Origin of the sequence: Streptomyces mangrovi (assembly GCF_900114215.1) — a bacterium.
GTDB lineage: Bacteria > Actinomycetota > Actinomycetes > Streptomycetales > Streptomycetaceae > Streptomyces > Streptomyces barkulensis.
Map to the genome: position 1 here is coordinate 40,542 of NZ_FOSG01000024.1, position 21,112 is coordinate 61,653.

The 21,112-nt window shown below is 69.2% G+C and carries 16 protein-coding genes and 1 pseudogene; 8 read left to right on the forward strand and 9 right to left on the reverse strand.

Features of this window, described 5'->3' with window-relative positions; genetic code table 11:
• Positions 1 to 181 precede the first annotated feature (181 nt).
• Together BM237_RS24925 and BM237_RS24930 are read left to right on the forward strand one after the other, a co-directional pair.
• On the forward strand, positions 182 to 748 hold the full coding sequence (locus BM237_RS24925) for an SLOG family protein (RefSeq protein WP_093851986.1): 567 nt from the start codon (positions 182 to 184) through the stop codon (positions 746 to 748).
• Positions 749 to 784: 36 nt separating this feature from the next.
• Positions 785 to 2,308: a UvrD-helicase domain-containing protein gene (locus tag BM237_RS24930; RefSeq protein ID WP_093852026.1), complete on the forward strand. Its 1,524-nt coding sequence runs from the start codon at positions 785 to 787 to the stop codon at positions 2,306 to 2,308.
• Positions 2,309 to 2,318: 10 nt separating this feature from the next.
• On the opposite strand, the gene BM237_RS24935 is transcribed toward BM237_RS24930, so the two are convergent.
• The 6 genes from BM237_RS24935 to BM237_RS24960 form a co-directional block, all read right to left on the reverse strand.
• Positions 2,319 to 2,675, reverse strand: a complete 357-nt coding sequence (locus tag BM237_RS24935) for a hypothetical protein (protein WP_093851987.1) — start codon at positions 2,673 to 2,675, stop codon at positions 2,319 to 2,321.
• Entirely contained in the window at positions 2,672 to 3,433 is a 762-nt protein-coding gene (locus BM237_RS24940) for a hypothetical protein (RefSeq protein ID WP_093851988.1), read from the reverse strand. The genes BM237_RS24935 and BM237_RS24940 overlap by 4 nt, the downstream gene beginning before the upstream one ends.
• Positions 3,430 to 5,451 (reverse strand): hypothetical protein, encoded by a 2,022-nt coding sequence (locus tag BM237_RS24945; protein WP_093851989.1) that lies wholly within the window; start codon positions 5,449 to 5,451, stop codon positions 3,430 to 3,432. The genes BM237_RS24940 and BM237_RS24945 overlap by 4 nt, the downstream gene beginning before the upstream one ends.
• Entirely contained in the window at positions 5,448 to 6,269 is an 822-nt protein-coding gene (locus BM237_RS24950) for a hypothetical protein (RefSeq protein ID WP_093851990.1), read from the reverse strand. The genes BM237_RS24945 and BM237_RS24950 overlap by 4 nt, the downstream gene beginning before the upstream one ends.
• 105 nt (positions 6,270 to 6,374) lie before the next feature.
• On the reverse strand, positions 6,375 to 7,034 hold the full coding sequence (locus BM237_RS24955) for a Crp/Fnr family transcriptional regulator (protein ID WP_093851991.1): 660 nt from the start codon (positions 7,032 to 7,034) through the stop codon (positions 6,375 to 6,377).
• Positions 7,035 to 7,075: 41 nt separating this feature from the next.
• Complete coding sequence (locus BM237_RS24960) at positions 7,076 to 7,516, reverse strand: Pycsar system effector family protein (protein WP_139238172.1); 441 nt, start codon at positions 7,514 to 7,516, stop codon at positions 7,076 to 7,078.
• A 443-nt stretch (positions 7,517 to 7,959) separates the two neighbouring features.
• Here BM237_RS24960 and BM237_RS24965 point away from each other — a divergent pair, with 443 nt between their 5' ends.
• Together BM237_RS24965 and BM237_RS24970 are read left to right on the forward strand one after the other, a co-directional pair.
• Positions 7,960 to 12,720, forward strand: a complete 4,761-nt coding sequence (locus BM237_RS24965) for an RHS repeat-associated core domain-containing protein (protein WP_093851993.1) — start codon at positions 7,960 to 7,962, stop codon at positions 12,718 to 12,720.
• Positions 12,717 to 13,397, forward strand: a complete 681-nt coding sequence (locus BM237_RS24970) for an Lsr2 family DNA-binding protein (protein WP_093851994.1) — start codon at positions 12,717 to 12,719, stop codon at positions 13,395 to 13,397. The genes BM237_RS24965 and BM237_RS24970 overlap by 4 nt, the downstream gene beginning before the upstream one ends.
• A gap of 1,209 nt (positions 13,398 to 14,606) precedes the next feature.
• Here BM237_RS24970 and BM237_RS24980 read toward each other — a convergent pair.
• Positions 14,607 to 15,682: pseudogene (locus BM237_RS24980) on the reverse strand (IS110 family RNA-guided transposase).
• 1,141 nt (positions 15,683 to 16,823) lie between these two features.
• Between BM237_RS24980 and BM237_RS29435 the strand changes: the two are divergent.
• The 4 genes from BM237_RS29435 (at position 16,824) to BM237_RS24995 (ending at position 19,740) form a co-directional block, all read left to right on the forward strand.
• The gene (locus BM237_RS29435) at positions 16,824 to 16,970 is read left to right on the forward strand and encodes a hypothetical protein (protein WP_175541126.1); all 147 of its coding nucleotides are present in this window, start codon (positions 16,824 to 16,826) and stop codon (positions 16,968 to 16,970) included.
• 152 nt (positions 16,971 to 17,122) lie between these two features.
• The gene (locus tag BM237_RS24985) at positions 17,123 to 18,220 is read left to right on the forward strand and encodes a helix-turn-helix domain-containing protein (RefSeq protein WP_107415256.1); all 1,098 of its coding nucleotides are present in this window, start codon (positions 17,123 to 17,125) and stop codon (positions 18,218 to 18,220) included.
• 112 nt (positions 18,221 to 18,332) lie between these two features.
• Positions 18,333 to 18,767 (forward strand): SigE family RNA polymerase sigma factor, encoded by a 435-nt coding sequence (locus BM237_RS24990; RefSeq protein ID WP_093851996.1) that lies wholly within the window; start codon positions 18,333 to 18,335, stop codon positions 18,765 to 18,767.
• A 154-nt stretch (positions 18,768 to 18,921) separates the two neighbouring features.
• Positions 18,922 to 19,740: an SAM-dependent methyltransferase gene (locus tag BM237_RS24995; protein WP_093851997.1), complete on the forward strand. Its 819-nt coding sequence runs from the start codon at positions 18,922 to 18,924 to the stop codon at positions 19,738 to 19,740.
• Here BM237_RS24995 and BM237_RS25000 read toward each other — a convergent pair.
• Both BM237_RS25000 and BM237_RS25005 read right to left on the reverse strand, forming a co-directional pair.
• The gene (locus BM237_RS25000) at positions 19,737 to 20,678 is read right to left on the reverse strand and encodes a helix-turn-helix domain-containing protein (RefSeq protein WP_093851998.1); all 942 of its coding nucleotides are present in this window, start codon (positions 20,676 to 20,678) and stop codon (positions 19,737 to 19,739) included. The two genes, BM237_RS24995 and BM237_RS25000, sit on opposite strands and share 4 nt — an antisense overlap.
• A 93-nt stretch (positions 20,679 to 20,771) precedes the next feature.
• Positions 20,772 to 21,005, reverse strand: coding sequence for a DUF397 domain-containing protein (locus BM237_RS25005; protein ID WP_093851999.1), 234 nt, complete (start codon positions 21,003 to 21,005; stop codon positions 20,772 to 20,774).
• Between the last annotated feature and the right edge of the window lie 107 nt (positions 21,006 to 21,112).

The following is a 21,112-nucleotide window of genomic DNA, read 5'->3' on the forward strand; positions in this document are numbered from 1 at the left end:
CGCCTGCCACGGTCCCGCCCATGACCCTTTCTCCTCCCCGCGACGCCGGCGCGCGCCTGCCGGACGGCGGCCAGGAACCCCTTCAGCTCCGCCCCGTCCGCCGATACCCCTCCGGCCGGGCCGACGGCACCCGTTGCCGGTCTGGCCGGCTTGTGCCGTGCCGGCGGGAGGCGGGCCGGTGATGGGGTTCGCGGCGCGGGTGTGGGTGTGCGGGAGCCGGTGCTGGCCGTGGCCGCAGACGGTGGCGGCGGTGTTGGACCGGGCGGCCGCCCGGCACGGCGGGGACCTGGTGGTGATCGAGGGCGCGGGGACCGGGGCGGAGCGGGCCGCGCACCGCTGGTGCCAGGAGCGGGGCCTGCCGGCGTGGCGGCACCGCTGCCACCCCCGCCTCCAGGCGAGCCGTGGGCTGATGCGGTTGCCGCGGGAGACCCTGGCGGTGCGCCATCAGCGGATCCTGCGCGACGAGGGCCCGCGGCTGGTGGTCGTCTTCCACGAGGCCTTCGCCCCCGGCCCGGGAGTGAGCGCGGACATCGCCCGCCGCGCGGTGGCCGCGGGGGTGCCGGTGTGGCTGGTCCCCGGCGCCGATCCGGGCCGGGGCCGGTGGCTGACCGCAGCGAACCTGCCCGGCCCGCCGCCCGCAGCCCCCGCTCCGCCGGCCGCATCCCCGGGCGCGGCGGTCCGGGCCGGCACACCGGACGGCCCCGCCGGCCGTGCCCATCCGGCCGCTGCACCGGCCACCCCCTGCTGAGCTTGCCCAATCGTGAAGGAGATGGAGATGACGACGGTGGAGCCCACCGCAGAGCAGGCCGCCGCGGCCGAGGCGTTCGCCGCCGGGGAGCACCTGGTGATCCAGGCCGGCGCCGGCACCGGGAAGACCACCACGCTGGCACTGCTGGCCCACGCCACGAAGCGGCGGGGCCGGTACCTGGCGTTCAACCGGGCCATCGCCCAGGCCGCCGCTCAAGCCTTCCCCCGCACGGTGGTCTGCAAGACCGCGCACGCGCTGGCCTACGCCGCGATCGGCCACCGCTACCAGGCCCGGTTGAACGCCCCCCGGGTCCCGAGCTGGCGCACCGGGATGGAGCTGGGCATCCGCCACAGCATCACCCTCGGCGGCCGGGACCTGTCGCCGAAGGCGTTGTCGGCGGCGGTGCTGCGGACGGTGGAGCGGTTCTGCCACTCCGCCTCCCCGGTGCTGGAGGCCGGCCATGTGCCGCGGCTGCGCGGCATCGATTCGGATGAGATGCACGCGGAGTTCGCCGACCTGGTGCTGCCGTACGCGGGCAAGGCCTGGGCGGATCTGCAGCACCCCGACCAGGGGGTGGTCCGCTTCGACCACGACCACTACCTGAAGATGTGGGCCCTGTCCCAACCCCGGATTCAGGCGGACTTCCTGCTGCTGGACGAGGCCCAGGACACCAACCCGGTCCTGGAGGAGGTCTTCCTCAACCAGCGCGGCCACGCCCAGCTGGTGATGGTCGGCGACTCCGCCCAGGCCATCTACGGATGGCGCGGCGCCAAGGATGTGATGACCGGCTTCGACGGCACCCCGCTGACCCTGTCCCGCTCCTTCCGCTTCGGCCCCGCGATCGCTGCGGAGGCCAACCGGTGGCTGCAGATTGCGGAGACGCCGATCCGGCTGACCGGTACTGAAGAGATTCCCAGCGAGGTCGGCGAAGTACCCGAGCCGGAAGCAGTGCTGTGCCGGACCAACGTCGGCGCCATGGTGGAGATCATGAAACACCTCGACGACGGCTACGCGGTGGCCCTCGCGGGCGGCGGGCAGGCCCTGCGCGCCCTGGCCCACGCCGCCCTCGACCTGCAGTCCGGCCGCCGCACCTCCCATCCGGAACTGGTGCTGTTCACCACCTGGGGCGACCTGATCGACTACGCCGAACACGACCCGGCTGGCCGGGACCTGCAGCCGCTGGTGGACCTGGTCGGCGAACACGGCGCCGACACCATCCTCCATGCCGCCGACTGCCTGATCGACGAGCGGCACGCGGAGGTGATCGTCTCCACCACCCACAAGGCCAAGGGCCGTCAGTGGGCCGCGGTGCGGATCGCCGACGACTTCACCCCGCCCCCCGACCAGGAGGAGACCGACGACCACGGCCAGCCCCTGCCCGGGGCGATCGACGACGCCGAGGCCCGCCTGGCCTACGTCGCCGTCACCCGCGCCCGCTACGCCTTGGACCTGGGCGGGCTGTCCTGGATCCACCACCATCCCGCCGGGCAGGCAGGCGGTGCGCCTGCCGCCTCACATGCACCAGCCACTGCACAACCTGGAGAGGCAAGCCATCGTTGAGCTGTGCTGCTCATAGGCTGGAGGGCGGCCCCCAGTCGAGGACATGGAGGCCGGCGGCTTTGATGAGGTCGGCATCCAGACGGAGGAGCTGGACGGGGGAGTGGCCGTGGCGGTGTAGCCACTGGCGGCGGCGGCGTTGTTCTGCCTGGCTGAGCTCGTGCCACCGGTCGTAGTGGACTCCGGGTTCCTCGCCGGGGTTCTCGCCGGCCCAGGCGCGCACGAAGCCGGCTTCGTCGGGGGCGCGGCGCAGGGTGATCAAGGCCCATGCGGTCTCGTACGGCAGGGTCGGCCCGTGCTGGGCCATGAGCCGGTGGGTCCGTAGCTGCCGCAGGGGGGTCAGAAGCCATCGTGCGGTGTGCGGGTTCATGCCGGTGTACTCCCGGGCTTGTGTTGGGTTTGCCATTGGGCGGCCGTGGTCTTCAAGTCGTGGTGGCCGAGCACGTGGAGGGCGTGGATGAGGGCTTGGAGGAAGAGGTCCCGCTGCTCGGGGGTGTCCGTGGCGGTGACGAGCTGGTCGATGAAGCGTCTGATGTCGCCGCGGGTGCCGTCGTCCTCGCGCTCGCACGGGGCAGGGAGATCACCCAGCTCCTTAACCAGGTCCGACAGCTGATCGAAACGGTCGGGGAATTGGTTGATCCACCACACCCGGCGCAGGCTCGGATCGGCGAGCACGCGCTGCAGGTGGGCTAGGCGGCGCATCTCCGCCTCGTGCTCGAGGTCGATGTTCTGGTGTCGGCGTGTGTGCTCCTCGGCCAGTTCGCGATCTCGGGCCGAGACGGCCAGTTGCACCGAGCCGATGACCTCCAGCCCGGCTGCGGGGCTGTGCCATCGAGCCATGGCGGTGTTGGCCGCGTCCTGAGCTGCGGCGAGGTCGAGAACGGAGTACGAGCTCAGGACGCGGTCGGCGCCGTGGCGCAGATGGTGACGGGCGAGGGCGGCAGAGTCATGATGACCGGGCATTTCGTCCTGCTTTGGACGCCACGCGCCGTCGATGCGTACGGTGAAGAACACACTGGGGATGCGGCTGGGCATCCGCTCGCCGCTCATGACGAGCGGATGCGCCGTTTCGCTATCGGAGATGGGCAGTGCCGGCCGGGCGGTTCGGCGCCAGGGCAGGATGCTCACGCTGCCGAACGGGTCTCTTCACCGGTGGGCTCGCGCCCGGTACCGAGCTCGGTGGGAGGCGCTGCTTGCGTGTAGATCAACTGGTCGACCAGCTTGTGGCGTCGGGCCCGCCCCAGTTCGGTGCTGTTCGAGGAACCCACCAGCAGCCTGGCGACCCCCTGCTGGCCGAGGTGTCCGCGGATCACCGCTGCCACCACAGGCAGGACCGTGTCATCCGGCAGCTCGGAGGAGTCCAGCCAGGCTGCCAGGCTGGTGAGGGCCGCTTCGGCCACAGCGGGCTCCAAGAGCGCCGCACGCCAGCCGCGGACGAGGAGCTGCCTGGCCAGCGTGCTGGCCGAGTCGTCCGGGGTCTCCCCAGCCATAAGCGATGGGAGGAGATCCTGATCGGTGATATCGGTCAGTGCCAGGAAGATGCTCGCTCCGGCTTGGCGCACGCTGCCGTCGGCGGAACTCGACCAGTCGATGATTTCCGACAGCACCAGAACTCGCTGCTCGGGACGGCCGACAAGGGTACGCGCCGCGCTTGCTACCGCTTCGCGCGCTTTGCCGTCGGACCGCGAGGCCAATAGACGCAGCCGGGTCAATGCCACCCGCGGGTACTCCCGGCCCAGCCTGCCGGCGCAGATCTCGGCCACCGCCGCAGCCAATGCCTCGCTGGTGTTCTTCTGGTGAGCCCAGTCGTACAGCTGCTTGCGGACACCAGCCCCCGTAGCCGGATGGAGCGCCATGCTCTCCAGGATCTCCACAGCCAGCCGCCGGTGCCGGGTGTGCCCCTTGTCGATCCAGTCGCTCACCACGGACCGCACCGTCGCGCCGCCGGGGAGCAGAGACAGGCGGACAAGAGATTCCGCGATGCGCCGCAGATGGCGCTCGGCGACTCCGTTCGGAGCGCTGATCTTCGAGGCCCATTCCAGTAGTGCCTGCCGCAGCTGCGGCCGCTGCTGCCACACATGCATCAAGACAGCCCCGGGCAACCCGTGCCTCTTGGCTTCCAACGAGATGTTCTCGCCGATCTGTGAGGCCTCGATGGTGTCCAGTCGCTGGCACAAATCCCGGCCGGCCAGTGCGCCGCCAGGAGGCAGGACGCCCCCGACCTCTTTGAAGAACTGATCGGCCGCTTCCATCACGACATCGGCCGGCACATCCTCCAGCAAAGCGGCGGCCACCAAGAGCGCCCGCTCGCGCAGGTCCTCCGCGCTGGAGTGCTTCTCGAACCAGCCCTGCAGGTACCTTTTCCAGCCGGTGAACTCCTCCTTGACCGTGTCCCTGTCGTCGCTTTCGGATTCGGCGACGAGCCGGGCCAGACGAGCCGCGTCGGAGGCGTGCGTCGCCGCCGCGAGTAGTTCCTCAAGGGGAGTGCCTGACAGCCAGTCCACTCTGTCGGGGGCCAGGCACTGCAGGTGGGCCCTGGCGACTTCCGTCGCTGCTGGCCGGACCAGGCGTACATGGGGCACAGAGGCCAGATGTCCAGGATCCCAGGCACCCGGCGTCGCCAGGATGATCAGAACGGCTTCCTTCTCCCCGGCTTCCTTCTGGTAGCCGGACAGCCCCGAGTAGAAGCTTTCGGGCAGCGACCCGTGGTCCGTCAGGTCGAGGATGAAGCCGTGCTTCCTGGTGGCGGGGATTTGTTCGATGCGTGGCTGCTCCCAGTCCGGTACCAGCCAGCGGATGCGCTCGCGAGGAACCCCCATCCCATGAAGTGCTCGCAGCGCAGCTGTCCGGCGCCCTGTGCCCGCCTCACCGAGAAGGACCAGCACACTGCGTCGCTGGTCGAACCGGCGTAGCGCGCCCACAGCCTCAGCCACCCGGCCCGGTCGGCCATCGACCGATGCATCAACGAAAGCATGTTGCACGAGATCCATTTCGCGCTTGCCTACGCTGACGCCGTGCAGGTGCTCCCAGCCGCGCACGTACTCGTGACGGTTGTAGTCACCGCCGACCTGGGTCACCCTGGCGTGCCCCGATGCCTCAACTCGCTGCTGCACCGGAGGCGTCCCGGCGTCTTCGTACGTCGTCACGGCTGCTCCGGGCGGTAAGTGATCTGGTCTCCGCCGACCTGCACCACTTGCGCATGGCCGCTGGCCCTGGCCTTCTGCCTCACCGGGGCTGAACGTTCGCCGGTTTTCCGGCTCCCGGCCGGTGCCTGCGCCGCAGGATCCCGCAGATGCGGGGGCGGGACATCGCTTTCCTCGGTGATGTAAGGGCTGACCAGTGCCGGCGGCACCCGGGGGACGAACACCCTGCAGGGCTCTTCGAAGTCCGGCTTTCCCTGCACGCGGGCGGTGGAGACCAGGAACTGGCGCTCGTCGAGCGTCAGGGTACGTCCCGCGCGCACGGTGCGGCGGAAGGCGATCTCCGAGATCACGGCCGCCAGGAAGGAGCCGTGTTCCAGGGCGGCAGTCATGGCCTGGCGCACGGCCTGGCTGTCGACGAATCGGCACGCATCGTTGATCGCATCGCCTCGGTAGCCCGGCATCACCAGCGGGCCGGTATGCACGCTGGCCCGCAGCCGGATCGGCGGCGAATCGGCCAACCGCGCCTTGTGGCGACGGACGAGCGCGTCGTTCAGGTGGCTGAGTAGATCGATCAGCCGTGCCGCATCCCGGGCCGGCAGCACGAAGATGGCGCCGTCGCCGGTCTCCTTGTAGTGGTCTTCCTCAGGCCTGACAGGGGTCAGCCCGCTCTGGGCGAACACAGTGGTCAGGACACTGTCCAGATCGGAGCGCACCGGAGCCATCTCCGCTTCGGGGATCTGGCTGTAGCCCTTCATATCGACGACCAGGAACGCATGCTCCGGCGGCACGTCGACAGGATCGGGCAGGGCAGAGGAGGTCATGGAATCGCCGGCCTTTCAATCACATCGGTCGCGGTCGGCGCACCATGCTGGCCGGACCCGGGCGAAGACGGTGCCCAGTACTGGGCACCTATCCGGTGCTCTCCGTCACGTCTGTGTGTGCGCGTGGGCCTGGATGGAGGCGATGTCCTTGATGAGCAGGCCACCGCCGGCTTCCGTGTCCAGCCAGCCGTGCTCGCGCCACGCCTTGATCGCCGTTCCGACCGCGTTGCGGGACGCGCCGATCATCTGTGCGAGTTCTGCCTGCGTGAGGCGCACCGAGATCTCCGACGCCGCTGCGGAGGCGGACCGGGCCAGACGGCTTAGTGCCGAGGCCAGGCGGGCGGGGACCGGGGCGGTGGCGAGTTCCAGCCGCACGGTTTCCGCTTCGCGGACGCGGGTGATGGCATGGCGCAGCAGCGGGGCCAGGAGATCGTGCTGCTCGACGAAGGCGAGGAAATCGGCAGCGGGGACGATACGCACGTGACAGGTCTCGGCCGCGATGACGGACGCGGTCCGCGGCTGCGCGTCCAAAACGGCCAACTCGCCCAGTAGCTCGCCGGCTCCCCGCACGGCTAGGAGGGTCCGCTCTCCGTTCTCTCCGACCAGCGTCACCAGGGCTGATCCGGATTCCAGCACGATGACGTGGGTCCCGGGGTCACCTTGCCGCAGGAGGATGCTGCGGGCCGGGCGGACCCGCACGGGAGCGAGGTCACGCAGCTTGGACCACAGGCGTGGGCCGATCACGGTGGCATGCGGCTGATACATGGACCCCCCGAGGTGTGGCACCCGTCACATGCGGGATGGTCTCAAGAGGTGATGTAGGTGATCAACAATCCGATTCCGGCCATACCGAGGGCGGATACTGTGAGGTCTACGGCCACCCTGATGGCCCGGAACTTCCGGTGGGCGAGCGCGGCCAGCCGCGCCACCTGAAACGCGTCCGCACGCAGCTGCTCCTCACGACCCATGGCGGCAAGAACGGCCATGAGGGTCTCGGAGTTCTCGTGAGGAGACGGGCCGTCCATCCCGGTGAGCGCCCTGCCGCGCGGAAGCACCGGGCGGATCGCCAACAAGGCGGCGATGAGAGCCGTGCCCAGCAACCCGCACACCAGCGTCAACGCGGCCCTTACCGGCCACACGGCGTCGTCCAGCGTCGACAGTGCCGCGACATCGACAGCCAACAACCCTCCAGCCAGGCCACACAACGCTGTTGCTTTGCTGTCGGCCCGCTGCACCTCGACGAACAAGTCTGCGGCCCTGCTCCGCAGCCTGCCCACCGTGTCTTGAGAGGGAACTGTCGCCGCATCCTCGCCTGATCCGCTCACGGGCCCTCCACGTTCGAAGCGAAGTACACCAATAACGTGGAACCAAACTGCCTGTGCGCAGGCCTCGGACGTGCCCATCACAGGGCATAGGCGATGCTCGGTCCGTCACACCAAGGGGTGAAGCCACAGGCTGACTGAGATCAGGCCGTGAAGCCGAATTGGGGTGCTGACCGGGCCACCCTCAGCCTGTGGCGGGCTGGCGGCTGTCTGTGGTGGGGGAGGGACGCGGAACCTGGCATGATCATCTTCTGCTGGGGGCCGTGGCGGGGGGGGCTTGCCCGGTAACCGTTCGGTGTCCAATCAGCGCCTGTGGAAGAGTAGTTGGCCGACTTGCGTGGGGCGGGCGGCGACGAGGGGGCCGGGTCATGGCGGTGGTGCTGCCGGACGGTGTGGACACCATTTTGGATCTGATCGGGGTGGGCTGGCCCAACGTCGACGAGGACGCCTACCGCGACATGGCCAAGGACCTGCGGGACTTCGCCGACGACGTGGACGAGGACTCCCACGCCGCGCACCAGAGCATGCAGCGGCTGATCTCGTCGGGCCAGAGTGAGGCGCTGGGCGCGCTGAACGGCTACTGGGGCAAGGTCAAGGACAAGCATCTGAAGGATCTGGGTGACGCGGCCCGGATCTTCGCCGATGCCATGGACGCGGCGGCCGACATCATCGAGGGCCGCAAGTGGGTGGCAGTCGGGGAGCTGACCGCGTGCGCGGCCTCGGCGGGTATCTCCCTGGCCGCCGCCCCGTTCACCGCGGGGCTGTCCACGCTGATCGGCGCGGGCGCGATCCAGGCCTGCCGGATCGCGGTCAAGCGGGCGATCAAGGAGATGATGGACCTGGCGGTGGAGCAGATCGTCACCGCCATGACCGAGCCCGCGGCGGCCGCGCTGGAGAACATGGCCGCCGAACTGGTCGTCCAGCTCGCCTCCAACGGCCTGGGCACCCAGGACGGCGTCGACATCGCACAGGTCGGCGCGGCCGGCCGGGAAGGCTTCGCCGACGGCGTGCAGTCCGGCAAGGAGTCCCTGCACCTGGCCTCCGCCGACGGCCCCGCAGCGGGCGGCCTGCCGAGCCTGGGCGGGATGCTGGGCACCCTGGACATCGACGAGGACGAGCACGACCGGGCCGCGACCAAGCTCAACAGCGTCAGCACCTCGATCAACGGCCGCACCACCGGCAAGCTGACCAAAGCCAAGAGCAGCCACAACCGCACACGCGGCAAGGACGACGTCGCCCAGGCCATCGACACCGTCGCCGACAAGATGATGGCCTCCCTGGAGAAGGCCACCAAACAGCTCGGCGACCACATGGGCGGCGCCCTGCCCAAGGGCGTGCGCGGTATCGCCGGCTCCCACAAGGACAACGACCGCCGCACCAAGGACTCCTTCGACAAGATCAAGGTCGACGGCGGAGACGGCCGCGGCGGCCAAGGCGGGAAAGGCCCCGGCGGGGCTGACCGGCCCGGTAGTCCCGGCTCCCGCCGCGGCGGGGAGCGGCCCCGTTCCCTGCGGGATGCCTCGGAGCAGCCCCGGGAGAAGGCGATCCCGCTGTCCAAGCGCCGCTGCAAGACCGACCCGGTCGACGTGGCCAGCGGCGAGATGGTCCTGGCCCACACCGACCTGGCCCTGCCGGGGGTGCTGCCGCTGGTGCTGCGCCGCACCCACCTCTCCAGCTACCGCTGGGGACACTGGTTCGGCCCCACTTGGGCCTCCACCCTGGACGAGCGCCTGGAGGTGACCGACCGCGGCACCCTGTGGGCGCGCGAGGACGGATCGATCCTCGCCTATCCGGCCCTCCCCGGCGAGGGAAGCGAGGCGGTCTGGCCCCTGGAAGGCGACCGGCTGCCCCTGGCCTTCGCCGAACGCAGCGTCCTGGGCGAGGTGACCTACGCGGTCACCGATATCCGCTCCGGGATCACCCGCTACTTCACCGGCAGCCCTCACCAGGGCAGCCTGTACTGGCTGAACGAGATCGAGGACCGCAACGGCAACAGCGTCCACATTGCGCGGAGCGAGGGCGGCCTGCCCACCGCGGTGACCCACGACGGCGGCTACCGCGTGACCCTGTCGCGGGACGCGGACCTGGACCGCATCGCAGACATCAGCCTCCACACCCCAAACGGCCCCACCCGCATCACGGCCTTCGGGTACGACGAAGCCGGCCGCCTGGAGACCGTGACGAACTCCTCCGGCCGGCCGCTGCGCTTCACCTACGACCCGGACGGGCGGATCACGTCCTGGACCGACCGCAACGACTCCACCTACCACTACGTCTACGACACCGAAGGACGGGTCAGCCGCACGACCGGCCCGGCCGGCTTCCTGTCGTCCACCTTCGCCTACCAGCCCGCCGGGGCGGACGGCCACCGCACCACCCACTTCACCGACTCCACCGGCGCCACCACCGCCTTCCGCATCAACCAGGCCCACCAGGTCGTCACCGAAACCGACCCCCTGGGCCACACCACACATTTTGACTTCGACCCCTACGACCGGCTCCTGGCCGTCACCGACCCCCTGGGCCACACCACCCGCTTCGAACGCGATGAGCACGGCAACCTCACCGCGATGACCGCGCCCGACGGGGCACGCACCACCGCCGCCTACAACCACCTGCACCTCCCCGTCGAGATCACCGAACGCGGCGGCCGGCGGACGCGCTACACCTACGACGACCGCGGCAACCTGGCATCCACGACCGACCCGGCCGGCGCGAGAACCGAGTACGAGGTCAACGCCCACGGCCACCTGACCGCCATCCGCGACGCCCTGGGCCAGACCACACGGATCACCCCCAACCCGGTCGGCCTCCCCGAGGCGGTCACCGCCCCCGGCGGCGCAACCGCCACCTGCGTACGGGACGCCTTCGGCCGCGTCACCGTGGCCACCGACGCCCTGGGCCACACCGTCCGCCAGGCGTGGACCGTGGAGGGAAAACCGGCCTGGCGGGAGCTACCCGACGGCACCCGGGAGGAATGGACCTGGGACGGCGAAGGCAACCTGCTGCGCCACACCGACCGCATGGGCCGCACCAGCACCCACACCCACACCCACTTCGACCAGCCCACCGCCACCCGCACCACCGACGGCGAATACCGCTTCGCCCACGACACCGAACTACGCCTGACCCGCGTCACCAACGCCCAAGGCCTGACCTGGCACTACACCTACGACGCGGCCGGCCGCCTGACCCGCGAGACCGACTTCGACGGCCGCACCATCACCTACGAACACGACCCGGCCGGCCGCCTCATATCCCGCACCAACGCCGCCGGCCAGACCCTGACCTTCGAACGCGACACCCTCGGCCGCGTCACCGAACTACGCCACAGCGACGGACCGGTCTCCACCTTCACCCACGACGAAACCGGCCACCTCACCCGCATCACCAACCCCCACGCCACCATCGAACTAGAACGGGACGCCGCCGGCCGCATCACCGCCGAGACGGTCAACGACCGCACCCTCGCCCACGCCTACGACGCGCTCGGCCGCCGCACCCACCGCCGCACCCCCTCCGGCGCCACCAGCACCCTCACCTACACCCCCCAAGGCCTGACCGCCTACGAGACAGGCGAACACACCTTCCACTTCGACCGCGACGCCCTCGGCCGCGAGACCGCCCGAGACCTCGACGGGCGCCTGACCCTCCACCACACCTGGGACACCCTCGGCCGCCTCACCGGCCAGTCCCTGACCACACCCGGCACCGACATCCTGACCCGCACCTTCACCTACCGGGCCGACGGCACCCCCACCGGCATCGACGACACCCTCGCCGGCCCCCGTACCCTCACCCTCGACCCCTCCGGCCGCATCACCGCCGTCCAGGCACGCGGCTGGCGGGAAACCTACGCCTACAACGCAGCCGGCGACCAAACCCACACCACCCTGCCCGCCCAGGCCCCCGGCCAGGACACCGCCGGCCCCCGCACCCAGCAGGGCACCCGCATCACCCGCGCCGGCCGCACCCACTACCACTACGACCCCGCCGGCCGCCTCATCCGCCGCCAGACCACCACTCTGTCCGGCAAGACCCTCACCTGGCACTTCCACTGGGACGCCGAAGACCGCCTCACCCACCTCCAAACCCCGGGCGGCACCCACTGGCACTACCGCTACGACGCCCTGGGCCGCCGCACCGCCAAACACCACCTGGACCCCGACGGCCGGCTCCTGGAGACCACCACCTACTGCTGGGACGGCGCCCAACTGGCCGAACAGACCACCGGCCCCACCACCCTCACTTGGGACTACACCGGCCTGCACCCACTGGCCCAACGCGAGACGAAAACCGACACCGACCAGCACGAGATCGACCGGCGCTTCTTCGCGATCGTCGCCCACCTCGACGGCAGCCCCAGCGAACTCATCGACCCCGACGGCGACATCGCCTGGCGAACACGCAGCACCACCTGGGGTGCCACCCAGTGGAACCGCGACGCCACCGCCTACACCCCGCTGCGCTACCCCGGCCAGTACTACGACCCCGAAACCGGCCTCCACTACAACCTCAACCGCTACTACGACCCCGCCCTCGGCCGCTACATCACCCCCGACCCCCTCGGCCTCGCCCCCGCCATCAACCACTACGCCTACGTCCCCAACCCCTTCACCCTGGCCGACCCCCTCGGTCTGGCCGGCTGCGAAGCGGACCCGACCTGGGGCGGACGCGTCACCTTCACCCGCGACCAGCACGGGCGCCCGTACGAGATGAACGCCACCGTCACCCGGGACATGCTCGACGAAGGCACAGACGCCAGGCAGTCACTCAGACCTCCCGGCTTCCTCGGCGGCGACTACAACCAGGCACGAGGGCACATCCTGGCCAACATGCTCGGCGGCTCCGGCGACACCCTGGACAATCTCTTCACCATCACCCAGAACCCCACCAACAGCCCCGAAATGCGGGACCTCGAACAAGCGATCTACGACGCGGTCAAAAAAGACGGAAAGATCGTCACCTACAACGTCTACCTCGAGTACAGCGACGACCAGAAAGACTCCGTACCGAAGTACATCCAGCTCGAAGCCTACGATCAAAAAGGAAAAACGATCGTGGACACCAGCCTGGAAAACCCCGCCCACGCACAGCAGCAGCGACACCGCCAAGGACTCCAGCCATGACCGGCCTCGACAACCTGACCCAGCTCTGCCCCCCGCCCGCCGACGTCCCGGCCGTGGACTGGCCGACCGTCGAGACCACCCTCGGCCTGCGCCTGCCCGACGACTACAAACACCTGGCCTCCACCTACGGACCCGGCGCATTCTGCGACTTCCTCCGCATCTACCACCCCCACGCCCCCACCCCATGGGCCAGCCTCACCGGCCCCATGCCCGCCACCCTGCGCGACCAACTCACCCAGGACCGCGACCAGGACAGGTTCCCCGTCCCCCACGACCCCCAGGCGCTGTTCGCCATAGGAGTGACCGACAACGGCAACCACCTGTTCTGGATCACCACACCCCACACCGCCCCCGATACCTGGCGCATCACCGTCAACCAGCCCCGCGGCCACGACTGGTACACCTACGACGGCTCCCTCACCGACTTCCTCACCGCCGTCCTCAGCCGGCAAGTCCAGGTCCCCGTCTTCCCCGACGATCTCCTCGACGGCGGAGTCTTCTTCACCCCGGCCCCCACCCAGACCGCCCCCGCACCGGCACCGTCCCCCAGCACCGGGCGGCGCATCGACTCCCAAGCGGTACGCGCCTGGGCCCGTGCCAACGGCTACGACCTCCCCGACCGCGGACGCATCCCCGCCACCATCCTCCAGGCCTGGGAAGAAGCCCACCCCGCCTGAACCGCCACACCCCACGCATAAGAACCAGCAGGTGACAGCCTTCGTGGCGCAGCCTTGCAGCCGCGGACCCGTTTGCCGCCACCGCCGTCGAGTCCCGGGGAACACAGCCCACCGACCAGGCGGCTTCGGGAGAACGAGCGTGTCTTCGAGGTAACCCGGCAGGCGGAGCGGATCGCAGTTCTTGCCGTGCTCAGGCTGACGGCACTGCCGTCGGCCTCTGCGCGGCCTGTTTAGGAAGGACGGTTGGTATGACCGCGCCCGCCCTGCCCTGCCCAGACTGCGCCCGTCCCCGCTACTACCAGCCGACCACCGGCCGCGTCGCCTGTGCCACCCCCTGGTGCGCCGCTCTCGGTATCGAGACGCCGCTGTGGCAGGCACTGACAGTCAGCGGCCAAGCCGAGCCCACCGAGCCCGGGCTGCCCCGTCCCCGCCACCACGGCCTCCCCATCCCCTGGATCACACCCCGCTCCCGCGGCCATGTCTACTGGAAAGCCCTGGACGCCCAACGACTCTCGGACGCCCACAACCGATGGCTTTGCCAGGTATGCGGCCTACCCCTGCCCGAGCAGGCCTGGGTCCTGGTCACCCCCGACGGCGACGTAATCCAAGCCGCACTCCATCACGACTGCCTCACCTCAGCCCTCGAGTACTGCCCCCACCTGACCAGCGGCGCCAGCCAGGCCACCCCCCGACACATCACTCGCGACCAGCTCACCACCGACGGCCAACCGCTGAACCAATCCGCCCCCTCTGACCCGCACTTCCTCCACCAATGGCAGACCACCCCCTGACCTTGCCCAGCGAATCGGGGCTGGCCCAAGCCTTCACCGGACTCGACCTCCTCGGCCACCGGGATCTTCTCGACGAAGCGCCGGTGCGGCAGTGGGCCGAAGACGCCGGACACCGACTGGCCGCCCGGGGCCGGGTGACCGGACAACTCTGGCTCGACTACGCCGCCGACCGGCTCGCCCGGGCATCCGCGGGGCGCGCTGGGATGCCGGTCTCCCAAGCAGCGGTCGGCAGCGGTCGTGAGGACTGCCGCGAGCGGGCTTTTCCCGGAGCCCGCCACCGGTTCAGGCATGAGCGTCTGGCGGCAGGTACTCGGCCTGTCCGCGCCTCTGCGCCACCTCGACATGCTGCGCGCCTCGACCGGGCCGCCCATAGCGCGGCCGAGGCGTCGCCCAGTGCGCCGGGATGCTCCTATGGATGTCAAGCCGCGGGAGCGAGGTCGGTTTGAGTGATTCGTTCGGTTGGTGTGCTGGTCAGGACGCGGTAGACCTCGCGGGCGACGAATCGCTTGAGGCAGCGCATGATGTCCTTCTTCGACAGCCCTTCGGTGGTGCGGCGTTCGACGTAGACACGGGTGCGTTCGTCGTAGCGCATGCGGACCAGGACGATGGTGTGCAGGGCGTTGTTCGCGGCCCGGTCACCGCCCCGGTTGAGGCGGTGGCGGTGGGTGCGGCCGGAGGACGCCGGGATCGGCGCGACTCCGGCCAGGTGCGCGAACGCACCCTCCGAGCGCATGCGCTCGGGGTTGTCCCCGGCCGAGGCCAGCAGTTGCCCGGCGGTCTCGGGCCCGACCCCGAACAGTTCCAGCAGTTGCGGGGCGGCCTGCTCGACCAGCGGGCCGATCTCGGCGTCCAGCTCGGTGATCTCCGCTCCATGGCCTGGTGGCGGCGGGCCAGACGCCGCAGCGACGCCCGGGTGGCCGCCAGCGGCCGGGAGAGGTCGTCGCCGGGCCGCAGGCGGGCCAGGGAGCGTATGAGTGCGGCCCGGTCCAGGCCCGCGACCTGCTCACGCAGCATGGCCGGGGCACAGACCAGCAGGTTGCGGATCTGGTTCATCGCCTGGGTGCGGGCCTTGACCGCGCTGCGGCGGGCGACCCGCAGCACCCGTATCGCCTCGACCACGCCGTCCCGGCTCTTCGGGATCCCGGTGGCCCGCCCCGAGGCGACCGCCGTCGCGGCGGCGTGGGCATCGATCGGGTCGGACCTGCCCTTCGTCCGCCGCGTCTTGCGATCCGGCCGGTCGACATCGACGACCGTGACCCCGGCGGCGGTCAGGACCCGGGCGAGTTCGGCACCGTAGGCGCCGGTGCCTTCCACGCCCACCGCCGCGAGTGTGCCGTGCGAGCGCATCCAGTCCAGCAGATCCCGGTAACCGCGGATGGTCGCGGGGAACTCCCGGTCGGCCAGGTGCCGGCCGACCGGGTCGATCACGGCCGCGTGGTGGGTCAGGCCGTGGGTGTCGACTCCGCCGGTGATCTCCGGGCCGTCGTGCGTCATGCTGGTCATGTCCGTCCTTGCCGCTTGTCCGAGCCGAGGGCGGCACGCGCCGGTCGGGCGGGTGGACAAGACAGTGACGGGGCTTCTGGACCAAGCTCCTATGAGGTCACAGCCGCCCGTCCGGCCGCGTGCATGGCGGTCCCGCCGACGAGCCGACAAATCCCAGACAGGACAGTCAGCGACGTCAGTCAGAAGGCGAGTCAGGCTCATCAGCAGAACCACCAGTCACATAATCACTGTCAGAAGACGTCGCAGGCGCCGTGCCGGCGGCCCGGCCGCGGGCGTCGACACCGCTTCGCGGCGCAGGCAGGCAGGGCGGCGCTGTGCGGGAAGAAGCCCGTTCGGTGAGCTGCGGGGCCCGGGCGTCGGGATGCCGCAGTCGCGGGCAGCGGCCGGTGTTGTCTGCTGCCTTTGCATTTTGGTTCCTGGCCGCACGGTGTGGCGGGTGGGCCGGTGTCCCGGTGGGCAGGTGGGAGCGATGTTCGGCTGGTGTTCGTTGACCAGGAAATCTCCTCCAGTCGCCGTCATGGGCCCGGCAGAGCTCGCTTCCAGCGATCCGGAGCGGAAGTTTTTGCATCTGCACGTGCATGCGAGCGGAACGCACCCTTCCGCTTATGGTCTCTTGTCATCCGTTCGAGTGACCTCGGGGGCGGGCGCACGGGCTCCCAGGAAAGAAGAGACGTGAGCTGCTCCTTCGCGGCCCCATGTCGTAATGCGACCGCCTCATTGCCGCTCCGCGTTCATTCCCCTTCCCTTCGGTGACCGATTTTGACAGCCTCGGAAACCGTCTGATCGAATTCCAAGCAATTCGCGTCAACAGCGGATAGAGGCAGATGGATGTTTGCGTGACAAAATTCTTTGCATGGGGGGAAACGACGTACAGTCGGTAAAAGAGATGGGTAACATCACTCGTGCGCCGCAGCCCCAGGAGTCACCAGGGTTGCCGGCGCATGTAGTTCTGGCCCGGGAGTGTTGCCGCACCCCCGGGCCTACCGGATCCAAGCAACAAGGAGCAGCAGTGCTTGACCCCGTATACCGGGCGGAAGGTATGGGCCTTCCTCCGGGCTCTCGCGAAATTACCATTCCCGTGTTTCCGGCTCCACAGTCCAGGGCTGTCTGTGTCTGGGATGTCAAGGTGTGCATGAGCCTTGCCGTCTCGGTCGCCAGCGTTGCCTCGATGCTGGTCGCAGGCGCCTACCCGGAGCCCGGGGGAGTGGCGGCCATGGCGGTCATGGCCGGGTTCGCGGCCCGCTCAACGGTGCGCTACCTGCGCATTCGAGTCCGCTGACCTGGTAGGACGGGCGCCCGCGCACTGTGCCAGAGTGCGGTGCGCGGGCACCCGCTGAGGCCGTTGTGGTACGGCGAGGCGCCGCATAAGCCCGTGGAGTTTCTCCGCTCGGAGCGTGTGCGTTTCTTGCCACCCGGGAGGGAGAAAAGATCATGGGGTCCAGCGCTTCCCGCCTGGGCCGTTGCGCGTTCTGCGACCGCAAGTTCCAGCAGCGCAGCGGCCCCGGGCGACGCAAAGCGTACTGCGACACGTCCTGCCGGAGGCGCGCCCAGCGCAAACGCGACCGGGAACGGCGGATGCCGCCGATGCCGCCGCGGCCGTGGGGGCGGGACGTCGCCGTGGACGTGCACGCCCTGGCCGTCGAGCTGGTCGAGGCCGAGCTGCGGGGGACGAACCTGAAGAAAGTGCTGGAGTACGCAGACCAGCTGGAGCGGGAAGTCACCTACTACCGGGCTGCCGCGATCCGTGACGCGCGGGAGAGCGGGCACACCTGGGAAGAGATCGCTGCGGCATTCGGGACCGGAGCGGAGACCCTGCGGGCACGGTTCAGTGAGCCACAGCTCAAGCGTCTGTTCGCCCGCAGAGCCAAGGAACGCCGACCAGGCTGGACCCCCCGCACCGGCCGCCAGCCGAAGACCTCCTCGGCGAAACCACCGCACGCGCCTTCCGCGACGGCCGTCTCACCGTCAGTACGGCTCGGTGCCGCCTTGTCACATCTGCAGCGCGCCTCTTCGGTGACAGTCGGGGACGCCGCACGGCAAGCCGACCTGTCACCGTCGTATGTGTCACGGATCCTGGCCGGAGAACGAATCCCCGCCTGGCCGGTTACGTACATGCTGACGAAGATCTTCGAAGGCAACCCGGAGGAGACGCGGATCCTGTGGGAAGACGCCCAGGGGCTCCGGTATCCGTCCCGGCAGGACCAGGACAGCGCCGCCCAGCGCCTGCACGCCGCGCTGCGAGGCCTCCACCTCGCCGCAGGCAGACCAGGGATCTCGGCGCTGGCGAAGAAGACCTCCCTGCCCGCCAGCCTCGTCAAGGCGACCCTGAACGGAGAGCACGTACCCGACTGGCCCACCACAGCCCGCCTTACCACCGGCATGACCGCCGACCCCTCCAGCATCAGGCCCCTGTGGGAAGCCGTGCACTACGCCTTCCTGGCCTGCCACGACATCTTCCCCGCCGGCGGCCTGCCCCGCCCCGCCGCCACCGGCAAGACCGGCGACGGGCCCGGACCGGCTGAACCGTAAACCCAGCCCCCGGCCCCCTCTTGCGGCAGCCCGGAACCAGGAAGCGACCATGCCCCTCGCCTCACCGCCGTCCGCCGCCCCCGCCCCTCACCCCCCTTCACCGGCGGTGACCATGAGCCTGGAATACGAAGCCTTCACCCAGTTCCACCGCGCCCGCTATCTGCGCTACGCCCAAACACGCACCAGCGACCCGGCCGCCGCGGCCCTGGCCGTCGAGGAAGCCTTCAGCGATCTCGCCGCCATCTGGGGCGAGGTCCTGCGCAGCCCCAACCCGGCAGCCATCGCCTGGCCCGTCCTGCGTCAGGCAGTGGAGCGACGCTCCCCACCGCCGACCGCGGCAACCGTCTTCCACTTCCTGCCCCCTGGACATGCGGACGCAGTGGTTCTCCACCACGGCCTGGGACTGCCGCTGGCAGAGACAGCAGAACTGATGGGCATCGACATCTCCGCCCTGCGAGCCCGCCTCGCCGCGTCCGGCCGGCTGCTCGGCACCCAGCCGCCCGGCCCCACCGCAGACGGCGCACCCAGGCGGCGCGGCCTGCCGTAGGCGGTGCGCGGGCGCAGAGTTTCTCTCCGCTAAGAAATAGGAAACATGACCCAGCCGTATCCCCCGAAGGCGGTATGGTTCACCGCGAGCGGGCTCTTTAGGATGGGGACTCCCCAGAACCGACGGGTTCCCACACGGGGCCGCAGGGGGGCTGATGAACCACGGAGAGAAACTCCACTCCTATGCCATCGACGTCACCAGGCCCAGCGTGGCACGCATGTACGACTGGCTGCTGGGCGGAGTCGAGAACTACGCCTCCGACCGCCGAGCATGCCACGAGCTCCTCAAAATCGCCCCGAGCACCAAAGCGCTGGCACTGAACAACCGCGACTTCCTGCGGCGAGTCGTAAAGGTCCTGGCCCAGGAGTACGGGATCCGGCAGTTCATCGACCACGGCTCCGGGCTCCCCACCCAGGACAACGTCCACGAGATAGTCCAACGCATCACCCCGGACGCCCGCGTCGTCTACATCGACAACGACCCCATCGTCCTGGCCCACGGCCGTACCGTCTTAGAGGAAAACGCCCAGACCGCGGTCGTCAACGCGGACATGCGCGACACCGACAAGATCTTCGACCGCCCCGAGGTCCGCCGCCTGATCAACCTGGACGAACCGGTGGCAGCCTTGTTCGTCTCGGTGCTCCACTGCATGGACGACGACGACGCCACCACACTGGTGCGCCAGGTCGCCGACCGACTCCCCGACGGCAGCCTCATGGTGATCTGCCAACTGGTCAGCGACCGCGCCGATGTCCGCGAAGGCGTCACCCGGCTCATGCAGCAGGTCACCGGCGACAAGTGGGGCCGAGTCCGCGAGCAGCACGAGGTCGCCGCCTACTTCGAGGGCTTGATCATTGAGGAACCGGGCCTGACCGATGTCACCTACTGGCGCAACGACGGAAAAATCGCGCACCGGCAGCGCGCGGACGACTGGGTCGAGTGGGGCGGCCTCGGCAGAGTGAGCAGGACCTAGCCCTGTTCACCCCGAAGCTTCTCCTCATAGCGGCAGATCCACTTCTCAAGATGGCGAATGCTCTCCTCTCGGCTCGAGCACTGGCGCCGCACCTCGTTCAGCAAGAGCCGGTAGCGGTCCACAGCAGCAGGCTTGGTCACGTAATGGGCACTGTCGATGTGCTCGACGTACACCAGCTCGGCCGGTCCGCCGTCACGGAAGTGCATGTGGGTGATCGGGTAGTCCGGGACGATCGGCGCATCGAACGTCAGGATCCGCACAGTGATCCCCGGCATCTCGTCCAACTGCCTCAGATGCTGCAGCTGTTCGATCATCACCTCGGGACCCCCCTTCGCCCTGTGCAGCACCCCCTCGTCCAAGAAGGCGTGAATTTTGGGCCGTTGAGCATCCCGCAGTACCTGCTGACGGCGCTCACGCACCTCACACCGCCGCTCGACCTCCTCATCATGCGCACTCGGCAGACCACTCGTGACCACAGCACGGGTATAAGACGGCGTCTGCAACAACCCTGGCACCACATGGGTCTCGTAGGTTGTGATGACATCGGCGATGGCTTCCAGGCCGATCAGTCGCCGCAGCCAACTTGTCGTCACATCGGCATACTGATCCCACCAGGCACTGCTCTGGGACTGATCCAGCAAGGCATCAAGCTCCCGCCACTTCTGCGGCGTCACCCCGTAGAACCGCGCGAGATCCTCAATGTCCCTGCGCTTGGGCGGACTCTCCCCCCGCTCCAGACGGCTGACCTTCGAAACAGACCCCCGGATGACCGGCGCGACATCCTTCAGCCCGAAGCCGCGCTCCTTGCGAAGACGACGAAGCTCCTCACCCAGGAGACGACCCGCCGCCTCCGGACGGGAGTCCAGATCAAGCTCGCGGCGGGCCAGGGGAACGACCTCGCGGGCGGCTGGCTCAACTCCCATTCCACTTACGGACATACAGACTCCAAGGAGATACGACAATCCATGTCATTCTCCCTAAGCAGAGCCTGCATGTCCGCAGAATCAGGACACCCCCCGGCCCCGCCACGATCAAGCCAGCCGGTCGAACTCACTCCCCTTCGCACCGGTCACGAACGCCGCGATCTCCTCCCGAGTGAACACCAGCGCCGGGCCGGCCGGATGCCGGGAGTTCCGCAGAGCCACCTCGCCACCGGGGAGTGCGGCGAGCTCAACACAGTTGCCGGTCGCATTACTTGCGCTGCTCTTGAGCCACACCACGTCGGTGATACTGCTGGCAGGGACACCGTTGCTGTATTGCACCATGCCTTCTTTACTCCTCCGAGTCGAGCCTCTCCCACTCGCGCCGAAAAAGACAGACGCGATGCGAACATATCTTCGCCCACCCGTGAAATCCCACATGCAATTGCATG

Coding starts and splice junctions, on each gene's coding strand:
- BM237_RS24925 (WP_093851986.1), top strand. CDS start 182: ATGGGGTTCGCGGCGCGGGTGTGGGTGTGCGGGAGCCGGTGCTGGCCG.
- BM237_RS24935 (WP_093851987.1), bottom strand. CDS start 2,675: ATGAACCCGCACACCGCACGATGGCTTCTGACCCCCCTGCGGCAGCTA.
- BM237_RS24950 (WP_093851990.1), bottom strand. CDS start 6,269: ATGACCTCCTCTGCCCTGCCCGATCCTGTCGACGTGCCGCCGGAGCAT.
- BM237_RS24955 (WP_093851991.1), bottom strand. CDS start 7,034: ATGTATCAGCCGCATGCCACCGTGATCGGCCCACGCCTGTGGTCCAAG.
- BM237_RS24965 (WP_093851993.1), top strand. CDS start 7,960: ATGGCGGTGGTGCTGCCGGACGGTGTGGACACCATTTTGGATCTGATC.
- BM237_RS24970 (WP_093851994.1), top strand. CDS start 12,717: ATGACCGGCCTCGACAACCTGACCCAGCTCTGCCCCCCGCCCGCCGAC.
- BM237_RS29435 (WP_175541126.1), top strand. CDS start 16,824: ATGAGCCTTGCCGTCTCGGTCGCCAGCGTTGCCTCGATGCTGGTCGCA.
- BM237_RS24985 (WP_107415256.1), top strand. CDS start 17,123: ATGGGGTCCAGCGCTTCCCGCCTGGGCCGTTGCGCGTTCTGCGACCGC.
- BM237_RS24990 (WP_093851996.1), top strand. CDS start 18,333: ATGAGCCTGGAATACGAAGCCTTCACCCAGTTCCACCGCGCCCGCTAT.
- BM237_RS24995 (WP_093851997.1), top strand. CDS start 18,922: ATGAACCACGGAGAGAAACTCCACTCCTATGCCATCGACGTCACCAGG.
- BM237_RS25000 (WP_093851998.1), bottom strand. CDS start 20,678: ATGTCCGTAAGTGGAATGGGAGTTGAGCCAGCCGCCCGCGAGGTCGTT.
- BM237_RS25005 (WP_093851999.1), bottom strand. CDS start 21,005: ATGGTGCAATACAGCAACGGTGTCCCTGCCAGCAGTATCACCGACGTG.